Consider the following 8,645-nt stretch of genomic DNA (forward strand, 5'->3'; position numbering starts at 1 on the left):
TCTGCACCCAGGTGGTGGCCAACATGCCGCCCAAGGCCACGTAGAGCACCATCAGCGCGCCGACCAGGCTCACCGCGGCCAGATAGGGCAGGCCAAACAGCAACTCGATCAATTTGCCCGCGCCCACCATCTGCACGATCAGATAGAACAGCGTCACCGTCAGCGAGTTGACACTGGCGGCCAGCCGCACGCCGTCATGGTTGAAGCGGCGGCTGAGCACCGCGGCGGCGGTATAGCAGCCGCTGCCGTGCAGTTTCTCCGCCAGCAACAACAGCAAGAGCGGCCAGCCGGCCAGGGTGCCGACGGCATAGGCCAGCGAATCGTAGCCCTGGGACAGATACATGCCGGCTGCGCCGAGGAAGGCCGCCGCCGACAGGTAGTCGCCGGCCAGCGCCAGGCCGTTCTGCCAGCCGCGGATACGGCCGCCGGCGGTGTAGAAATCGCCGGCCGAGGTGGTGCGCCGCGCGGCGGCGGCGGTGATGGCCAGCGTCAGCAGCGCGAATAATAGGAAAAAGGCGGAAGCGTGGCTCATGAACGCTCCGCATCGTCGGCGCGGCCGGCGGCCAGCGCATAGCCGGCGGCCAGCAGGAAGAACAGCAGGAACATGGCCAGCGCCAGCAGGACGGATGCCGGCCAGCCGCCCAGCTTGGCTTCCAGCCAGGCCGGGCGCAGCGCCAGCAGCAGATAGTAGCCAAGGCAGCCGGCGGCGGCGGTCCAGGCCAGCCGGCGGGAGAGGGTGCTTGTTCGCGTCATGGCGGCGAATTCTGGGGAAAAGCGCTAGTGTAGCGCATCCAGCGCCGCCGCCGCCGGAGGCTTGCCGCGGCGAGGGGCGCTGTTTATGATGGTCATGTGCTGCACATGACCATCTATCAGGGAGGTTTACGGCAATGACGACGGAACGGATTCCGGTGCTGGTCACCGCGGAGGACAAGAAGCGCTACAAGGCGCTGGCCGAGGCCGCTGGCCTGCCGGTGGGGGAGTTCATGCGCCGTGCCGCCGACGCTTTCCGGCCCGGGGACGACGATGCACTGCTGGCCGCGATGATTGCGCAGATGGAGAAAACCACCGCGCAAGCCAGCGCCGCCATCGACGAGACCTTGAGCTATGTCGAGGCCTCCAACCGCCGCATCGCCGTCATGGAAGCGCGCGCCAGTGGCAAGCGGGTGGCGTGATGGGGGTGGCTGACAAGATGTGGGACGCGCTGACCACCGTGATCAAGATGAACGATAAGGTGGAGCGCATGGCCGGAGCGATGAAAAGCCAGCAGGCCAAGATCGAAAGCCTGACCGAGCGCGTGATTCGTCTGGAAACCCTATTGGAAATCGCGCTGGCGCAGCAGGGCGCCAAGCCCGCGCGGCTAAAGCGCATAGGCCGGCAGCCCGAAGCCGATGCCGGCGGCGACTGAGTTTCTTCAGCCCAGCAACAGCGCGATGTAAAGCCGGAAGCGGTCCTCGTGGCGTTGCAGATCCAGGCCGGTGATTTCGGCGATGCGGGCCAGCCGGTAGTCGAGCGTGTTGCGGTGGATGTGCAGCGCCCGCGCGGTGGCGCCGGGATGGGACTGGTGGGCGAACCAGGCTTCGGCGGTGCGGCGCAGCCCGCTTTTGCCGGCATGCTCCAGCCGTCGCAGCGGCAGACGCAGTTGCTGCGCCTGCCAGCCGTGATTGAGATCGGACAACAGCACCGGTAGCGTCAGTTCGTAATAGCTGTGCGCCCGCCGTTCCGGCTGCCGCTGCCGGCCGATGCGCGCTGCGGCGCGCGCGCTGCGGCAGGATTGGGCCGCGCCGTCGCGGCCGGGCAGCGCAATGCCCATGCCCAAGTGGTAGTCCGGCGTGTCCGCCTGTTCCAGCCAGGCGTTGAGCGCGTGCAGCCGGCGGCGCAGCTGCGTTCCGCCTTCGGCTTCGCCGTCTTCTGAGCAAGCCTCCACCAAGACCAACTCGTACGGAGCCGCGACCGCGCTCAGCAGCCGCGGCCAGCGCGTCGCCAGCGCCGCCTGCAACTGCTGCAGCGCCGCCTGGGCCTGGTCCGCGGCCAAGTCCGTCGCATCCAGCTGCAGGCTCAGCGCCACGTGGTTCTGATCCAGCCGCAGCCCCAGCCGCTGCGCCCAAGCATCCAGCGCCGCGTCGGATTCCTCGCGTATCCACTCCAACACGAAAGCCTCGCGCTGGCGCGCGTCGTGTTGCAGCGCCCGCTGCAACTGCGCTTGTTCCAGAATCATCTCGGCGGTCAGCCGCACCAGTTCGCCGAACTGGCGCACCTGCTCCGGCTGGCCGGTCAGGCCGACCACGCCGGCGATGCGGCCGTCCACCTGCAAGGGCAGATTGATGCCGGGGCGCGAGCCATGCAGCTTGCCGGCGGTGGCCTCGTCTATCTCCACCGTGCGCCGCTGTGCCAGCGCCAGCAGCGCGCCGTCGTGCAACTGGCCCAGCCGGCCAGCGTCGCCGCTGCCCAGAATCGCGCCTTGGGCGTCCATCACGTTCACATTGAAGGGGATGATGCGCATGGTGCGGCTAACGATGTCCTGCGCGAGTTCGGCGGTCAGAATGGGCATGGCGCTTCCCGGTTTTGTGCGTTTGCATAATATATTCCGACAATCCCAGTGCATAAACCAGATGTTTGCATGAAGAATTTTTCGGCGGCGCTGACCAGAATGGGCGGCACAATACAAAAACAATATTCATCAGAACCAAGGAGATGCGCCGGAGGGAAGGCCCCCGCGCGCGGAGGAGATGGATTTGAACCCTAGCGAAACCCTGAACGCGCCGCGGCAGGACATTCTGGACGGTGCTTACAAAAAAGCCGTGTGGCGGCTGATTCCCTTCATTTTTGTCTGTTATCTGTTCAATTACCTGGACCGCGTCAACGTCGGCTTCGCCAAGCTGGAGATGCTGGACGCGCTGGGCCTGAGCGAGACGGTCTACGGCCTGGGCGCCGGCATTTTCTTCATCGGCTACGTCTTGTGCGGCGTGCCCAGCAATCTGATGCTGCACAAGGTGGGCGCGCGGCGCTGGATCGCCTTGCTGATGCTGGTGTGGGGCGCGCTGTCCGCTTGCCTGATGTTCGTCTCCACGCCGCAGTCCTTCTATACGCTACGCTTTTTCACCGGCGTGGCCGAGGCCGGCTTCTTCCCCGGCATCGTGCTGTATTTCACCCGCTGGTTCCCCGCTGACAAGCGCGGCCAGGTGATGGCCTTGTTCATGTCGGCGATCCCGGTGTCCGGCGTGCTGGGCGGCCCGCTGTCCGGCTGGATGCTGCAGCATTTCGCCGCCGGCCAGGGCGGCCTGGCCGGCTGGCAGTGGTTGTTCCTGCTGCAAGGCCTGCCCACGGTATTGCTGGGCCTGGGCGTGTATTTCTATCTGAACGACGGCATCGCCCAGGCGCGCTGGCTGAGCGCGGAAGAAAAGACGGCGATGCAGCAGGCGCTGATCGACGACGAGGCGCGGCGCGCGGCGCAACGTCCGATGGAGCAGTCTTTCGCCAGCGTGCTGGGCAATGTCAATGTATGGATGTTGGGCGCGATCTACTTCGCCATCCAGATGGGGGTGTACGCGATCAACTTCTGGCTGCCATCCATCATCAAGGGCTTGGGCTTTCAGAACGCCGGCGCCATCGGCTGGCTCAGCGCGTTGCCATATCTGGCCGCCTGCTTCTTCATGGTCTGGGTCGGCCGTTCCGGCGACCGGCGCGGCGAGCGCCGCTGGCACGTGGTGTTGCCGCTGTTGATGGGCGTGGCCGGCTTGCTGCTGGCGGCCAATAGCGGCGGCGTGGTCTGGTTGTCCATGCTGGGCCTGACCCTGGCCACCATGGGCGCGCTCGCCGGCCTGTCGATGTTCTGGCCGTTGCCCACCGCCTTCCTGGGCAGCGCCGCCGCCGCCGCCGGGCTGGCGTTGATCAACTCCCTGGGCCAGGTGGCCGGCTTCGTCAGCCCCTTTCTGGTTGGCTGGATCAAGGACTTGACCCACAGCACCGATCCGGCGCTGTACATCCTGTCCGGCGTGATGCTGGCGGGCGCGCTGCTGGTGCTGAGGATTCCGCCGCGGCTGGTCAATCGCTAATATCTTGCTCTTGTCATCTTCTGTGATTGAAAACCGCATGAAAATCGTCATAGCCCCGGACTCCTACAAGGAAAGCCTGAGCGCGCTGCACGTGGCCCAGGCGATCGAGGACGGTTTCCGCGAAATATTTCCCGCTGCCCGCTATTGCAAGCTGCCGATGGCGGATGGCGGCGAGGGCACGGTGCAGGCGATGCTGGACGCCTTGGGGGGGCAGTGGCGCGAAGCGCTGGTGCGAGGCCCGTTGGGCGAGGCGGTGTCCGCGCGTTACGGTTTGACCGTGGACGGCGTCGCGGTGATCGAGATGGCCGCCGCCAGCGGTCTGGCGCTGGTGCCGACGGCGCGGCGCAATCCCTTGTTGACCGGCAGCCACGGCACCGGAGAACTGATACGCGCGGCGCTGGACGCCGGCGCGCGCCGCTTCGTGCTGGGGATAGGCGGCAGCGCCACCAATGACGGCGGCGCCGGCATGCTGCAGGCGCTGGGCGCGCGGCTGCTGGACGCGGACGGGCGGGAGCTGCCGCCGGGCGGCGCGGCGCTGGCGCGGTTGGCGCGGCTGGATTTGTCCGGCCTGGAACCGCGTTTGGCCGGCTGCCGCATCGACGTGGCCTGCGACGTCGACAACCCTCTGACCGGGCCGCGCGGCGCGTCGGCTGTCTTTGGGCCGCAGAAGGGCGCGACCCCGGCGATGGTGGCCGAGCTGGACGCGGCGCTGGCGCATTTCGCCGCCCGCCTGGAACACGAGGCGGGCGTGGCGGTGACGGAGGTGGCGGGAGCCGGGGCCGCCGGCGGCATGGGCGCCGCGCTTTTGGCCTGCTTGGGCGGGCAGCTGCGTTCCGGCAGCGCCATCGTCGCCGAGGCGGTGGGCCTGGACGCGGCGCTGGCCGACGCCGATCTGGCGGTGACCGGCGAAGGCCGTATCGATGGCCAGAGCGTGCAGGGCAAAACCCCTATCGGCGTCGCCCGCGTCGCCCGGCGTTATGGCGTGCCGGTGCTGGCGATAGGAGGTTGTTTGGGCGCCGGCAGCGAGCTGACCCATGCGCATGGGCTGGACGCGGTGTTCGCCGCGGTCAGCCGGCCTTGCAGCGTGGAACAGGCGCTGGCCGAGGCGGGCGACAATGTGCGCCGCGCCGCGCGCAATGCGGCGGCGGCGCTGGCGCTGGGCATGAAACTAAGCTCGCAGAACCGGTTCACGATCTAGCGAGAAGAGCGAGACAAGGCGAAAACAGCCGAGGGAGCGGAATGTATAGGCGGTACATGAGCATTTCGACGCCGTTTTCAACAGCGCAGCAGACTTTGAATCGGTTCTCAGAAACGCTCGAAGTCCGGCACATAGCGCCATTGCCCGGCGGTCAACTGGCCTATCGCCAGCCGGCCGATGCGGATGCAGCGCAGCGCCAGCGGGCTGACGCCGAGGCCGGCGCAGATATCGTCCAGCCAGCGCGCGTCGCGCGCCGGCAACACCAAGCGCAGCTGGCGGTCGCTCTGGCGCGAAATCTTGAGATCGCGTGGAGGCTTGCCGCCGGGGCGCAGGCCGTTCTGCCGTTGCTGTAGATCTGCGGCGGAAGGCGCGGCGTCGACATTGATCAGGAACTCCAGCTGGCAATCGGTCAACCGCTGCGCCAGCTTGCGGTCCTGGGTCAGCGCCACCAAGCCGTGGGCATGCTCGGCCATCGCGCCGAAACCTTGCAGATGCTGGCGATGGCGCGGCAGCCAGCTCAGGCCGCTGACATCGCCCGGCATCTGGCTGTCCGGCCCCAGCAGCGTCAGCGGCTCGGCGTCGGCCGGCTTGTGCAGCAGCAAGGTGATTGCCGCGTCGCGTTGCGCGTCGGGCCGGCCCAAGAGTTCTATGCGTTGTTGCGGTTCCACCCGGCTGCCCAGCGCGGTGACGATCCGGCCGTCCACTTTCACCAGGCCCTGCTCGATGCAGGCATCGGCTTCGCGCCGCGTGCACAAGCCCAGTTCCACCATGCGTTTTGAAAGTCGGATTGCGGTGTCGCTCATTGTGTCTGGCCTTGAATGCAAGTGTTCGGGCAGGGATTATCCCCTTTGCCGGCATGGCCGACAAATCTGACGAATCGGTTATCCTTCTGGCCTGGAACTGCCGCGGAAGCGCCGCGCAGAATCTGCTCAAACGGGAGAGGCCGTGAATATACTGATCATTGGAGCGAGCCGGGGCCTTGGCAAGGCTTTTGTGGAAGGATTGGGGCAGGAGGGCGATCGCGTGATCGGCGTCTCCAGGCGCAGACCGGAAGGTTTGAAGCCGCCGGCTGGCGTGGCTTTGGACTGGATCGAAGCCGATTTGTCGAATCCGACCCAGGCGGTGCGACAGGTGATGAGCGCGTTGCCGGAACGGCTGGACGTGGTGATGTGCAATGTGGGCATCTGGGAGCGGGAGGCGTTCGAGCCGTCCTATGCGTTTTCCCATTGCTCGGACCTGGAGCTGATGGAGGTGGTGCAGGTCAATATCACGGCGACCATCCTGCTGCTCAAGCATGTGCTGCCGCGCATGTCGGGCGCGGCCAAGCCGCAGTTGTTCTTGACCGGATCGACATCGGCGCTGCCGCGCAGCGGCCGGCCCGAGGTGGCTTTCGCCGCCAGCAAGTTCGCCTTGAGCGGCATGGCCGACGCGCTGCGCGAAGAATATCGCGCCCAGCGTCTGGCCGTGACCTGCCTGCAATTGGGCTACCTTAACACCGAGGACGATTTGTCCGTGCCGCGCGAGCAAGCGGCCGAGCGCGGCGCCGGCCAGCTGATTCCCTTGCATGATGTGGTGAGCCTGACGCGCGCCTTGCTGAACTTGTCCGATGCCTCCTTCGCGCGGGAAATCATCCTGCCCGCGATCCTGGATGAGCGCTTTTGAGGCCGGGCGGCGTGGGGCTGCTCAGGATGCCGCTCCCGTGCGCAACAGCATAAACAGACGTTTACGGGTCGTTTAAATGGCCGAATCGCATTAAAGTGTCGCCATCATGAGCCTGCTTCCCCAAGCGCTGGACGCGCTGAACTGTCCGCTGACCGGCATCAATCTGATCGAGGCCTCGGCCGGCACCGGCAAGACCTGGACCATCGCGGCCCTGTTCGCCCGGCTATTGCTGGAGGAGCGCGACGGCCAGCCGCCGCCCGGCATCGATCAACTGCTGGTGGTCACCTACACCAAGGCCGCCACCGCCGAGCTGCGTGAACGGCTGCGCCGGCGCTTGAGCGAGTTGGCGCAGACATTGGCCGGCGACGGCGACCCCGGCGGCGATCCCTTCCTGCCGGCGCTGGCGGCGCGTTTTCCACCTGGTCCGGTACGGACCCTGGCGCTGCAGCGGCTCAACGCGGCGATCACCGGCTTCGACGCCGCCGCCATTTACACCATTCACGGCTTCTGCCAGCGGGTGCTGACCGACGCCGCCTTCGAAAGCAGCCAGACCTTCGAAGCCGAACTGGTCAGCGATGACGAGGATAGACTGGTCGAAATCGTCGACGACTTCTGGCGACGGCGAGTGGTGGACGACCCTTTGCTGGCCCAGGTGCTGGTGGATAACGGTGAAACGCCGGACGCCTGGCTGGCCGAGGTGCGCCCCTATTTATCCAAGCCTTATCTGCGCATGCGCGCGCCGCATGTCGCCGGCCTCGAACGCGCCTTGCTCGCGGTGGAGCAGGGCTGGCGGGCGCTGGCGGCGCGGCCGGAACTGGCGGCGGAGGCCGCCGATGTGTTGCGCGCGGTCGAAGGCTTCAATGCGCGCAGCTACAGTCCGGCCATCATTGGCCGCGCCATCGAGGCGCTGGACGCCCTGCTGCGCACGCCGGACACGGTGCCGGTGCTGGACAAGGACGGCCGCCGCCAACTGGATAAATGGCTGCCGTCCAACCTGGCCAAGGGCATGAAGAAAGGCCATGCCGCTCCGGAGCATCCCTTGTTCGCCTTGGTGGAGGCCTGGCTGGGCGCCTGGGACGCTTATCTGGCAGAAGTGGCCCTGTCGGTGGCGCAACTGAAGCTGGAGTTGATCGATTGGGTTAATCAGCAGCTGAGCGCGCGCCGCGCCGGCGAGCGCAGCCGTGGTTTCGACGATCTGTTGACCGATCTGGGCGCGGCGCTGATTGATCCGATCAGCGGCCCCTTGCTGGCGGCCCATGTGGCGCGCAGTTTCCAAGTGGCGCTAATCGATGAATTCCAGGACACCGATCCCATCCAATACTCGATTTTCCGCCATTGCTTCGTCGCGCAGCAGCGGCCGGTCTTCCTGGTTGGCGATCCCAAGCAGGCGATCTACAGCTTCCGCGGCGCCGACATCTTCGCCTATCTGGCGGCGCGCGACGACGCGCAACACCATTACACGCTGGACACCAACCGCCGTTCCGAGGCGCCGCTGGTGCGCGCCGTCAACGCGCTGTTCGCACGTGAGCTGCCGTTCCTGATCGACGGCATCGCCTACCAGCCGGTGGCTGCGGCGCCGGCTTCCGGCGGCCGGCTGGAAGTCGACGATGGCCGGTCGCCGTTCTGCTTCCAATGGCTGCAGCCGGAGGCGGCGGACAAGGCCGCCAGCGGCGAAGCCGCCACCGCGCTGGCGGCGGACGCTTGCGCCGACGAGATCGCGCGCTTGCTGGCGC

Annotated in this window: 9 protein-coding genes and 1 pseudogene; 6 read left to right on the forward strand and 4 right to left on the reverse strand. The window is 66.9% G+C overall.

The window, feature by feature from the left end; genetic code table 11:
- Positions 1-532: sodium:solute symporter family transporter (locus LQT98_RS22700; RefSeq protein WP_407928966.1), on the reverse strand; the 532-nt coding region annotated here is incomplete at its 3' end.
- A pseudogene (locus tag LQT98_RS22705) lies at positions 529-759 on the reverse strand (DUF485 domain-containing protein); the annotation flags it as partial. The gene LQT98_RS22700 and the pseudogene LQT98_RS22705, both read right to left, overlap by 4 nt.
- A 128-nt stretch (positions 760-887) precedes the next feature.
- Here LQT98_RS22705 and LQT98_RS22710 point away from each other — a divergent pair.
- Positions 888-1,172 carry a plasmid mobilization protein gene (locus tag LQT98_RS22710; RefSeq protein ID WP_048409459.1) on the forward strand — a complete coding sequence of 95 codons (285 nt, stop codon included), beginning with the start codon at positions 888-890 and terminating at the stop codon, positions 1,170-1,172.
- Positions 1,172-1,405 carry a hypothetical protein gene (locus tag LQT98_RS22715; RefSeq protein ID WP_048409460.1) on the forward strand — a complete coding sequence of 78 codons (234 nt, stop codon included), beginning with the start codon at positions 1,172-1,174 and terminating at the stop codon, positions 1,403-1,405. Before LQT98_RS22710 ends, LQT98_RS22715 begins: the two co-directional genes overlap by 1 nt.
- 6 nt (positions 1,406-1,411) lie before the next feature.
- Here the strand turns inward: LQT98_RS22715 and LQT98_RS22720 are convergent, their stop codons facing one another.
- Positions 1,412-2,548, reverse strand: a complete 1,137-nt coding sequence (locus tag LQT98_RS22720) for a sugar diacid recognition domain-containing protein (protein WP_231465403.1) — start codon at positions 2,546-2,548, stop codon at positions 1,412-1,414.
- A gap of 184 nt (positions 2,549-2,732) precedes the next feature.
- Between LQT98_RS22720 and LQT98_RS22725 the strand changes: the two genes are divergently transcribed.
- Positions 2,733-4,052, forward strand: a complete 1,320-nt coding sequence (locus LQT98_RS22725) for an MFS transporter (RefSeq protein ID WP_231465405.1) — start codon at positions 2,733-2,735, stop codon at positions 4,050-4,052.
- A gap of 37 nt (positions 4,053-4,089) precedes the next feature.
- On the forward strand, positions 4,090-5,250 hold the full coding sequence (locus tag LQT98_RS22730; protein WP_231465407.1) for a glycerate kinase: 1,161 nt from the start codon (positions 4,090-4,092) through the stop codon (positions 5,248-5,250).
- Positions 5,251-5,357: 107 nt separating this feature from the next.
- Here the strand turns inward: LQT98_RS22730 and LQT98_RS22735 are convergent, their stop codons facing one another.
- Positions 5,358-6,053: a S4 domain-containing protein gene (locus LQT98_RS22735; protein ID WP_231465409.1), complete on the reverse strand. Its 696-nt coding sequence runs from the start codon at positions 6,051-6,053 to the stop codon at positions 5,358-5,360.
- Between the two features lie 142 nt (positions 6,054-6,195).
- Here LQT98_RS22735 and LQT98_RS22740 point away from each other — a divergent pair, with 142 nt between their 5' ends.
- Together LQT98_RS22740 and LQT98_RS22745 are read left to right on the forward strand one after the other, a co-directional pair.
- Complete coding sequence (locus LQT98_RS22740) at positions 6,196-6,912, forward strand: SDR family NAD(P)-dependent oxidoreductase (RefSeq protein ID WP_331282586.1); 717 nt, start codon at positions 6,196-6,198, stop codon at positions 6,910-6,912.
- 106 nt (positions 6,913-7,018) lie between these two features.
- On the forward strand, positions 7,019-8,645 hold a 1,627-nt coding region (locus tag LQT98_RS22745; RefSeq protein ID WP_231465411.1), incomplete at its 3' end, for a UvrD-helicase domain-containing protein.

The organism is Chromobacterium aquaticum (assembly GCF_021129195.1).
Lineage (GTDB): Bacteria > Pseudomonadota > Gammaproteobacteria > Burkholderiales > Chromobacteriaceae > Chromobacterium > Chromobacterium aquaticum.